Origin of the sequence: Arthrobacter sp. TB 26, assembly GCF_000427315.1 — a bacterium.
Taxonomy (GTDB): domain Bacteria; phylum Actinomycetota; class Actinomycetes; order Actinomycetales; family Micrococcaceae; genus Arthrobacter.
On the sequence record NZ_AUPJ01000014.1, the window covers coordinates 1 to 611 of the forward strand.

A 611-nucleotide genomic window follows, 5' to 3' on the forward strand; every position below is an offset into this window, starting at 1 on the left:
TGCCCCTCGGCGGGGAGCTGCGACCAGTCGGTCTGACCCACTTGGCAGTTCTGCAGGGTGGGGAAGTACAGGGTCTTCCCTGCGGCGTCGGGCAGCTTCACTGAGAGCACGAGGGCATCGCGCAGGGCGGGTTCCAGCGGTGCCTTGGCGGTGTAGACGATCTGGCTGGTCCGCTTGGTGATGGATGTGCCGTCGGCGAGCTTCTTCGGTTCTGCCAGCTGTTCGGTGACTTTCGCGGCTGTCCAGTTGGGGTTGACCGTGGGCTGGGCATCGTTGAGTTCGGCGGGGAGGGTGATGGTCACCTTCGTGGTGCCGGATTCCTCGCAGCCGTGCGGGATTCCGAAGGTCAGCAGGGCATAGGAGTTCGCGTCGGTCTTGTCCGGGGTGACGCCGACGTGCGCCGAGGCGCCGGAAATGCCTGCGAGCATCAAGGCGGCGGTTCCGCCCGCCACAGCTGTGGCAGTGAGGGTGCGGCGCAGGACGGAGGTGGAAGGAGTCTTCACAGGGGTTGCCTTTCAGGCGTGCGCGCAGCCCAGCGGCAGGCGCACAAAATGGGGGAGGGTGGCACGGCGATGCCGGTGACCTGGTCCAGGTGGTGGGAACAGGCGGGG

At 66.9% G+C, this 611-nt stretch carries 1 protein-coding gene; it reads right to left on the reverse strand.

Going from position 1 to position 611, the window contains the following annotated elements:
* Positions 1-428: YcnI family protein (locus K789_RS0100245; RefSeq protein WP_128081525.1), on the reverse strand; the 428-nt coding region annotated here is incomplete at its 3' end.
* Between the last annotated feature and the right edge of the window lie 183 nt (positions 429-611).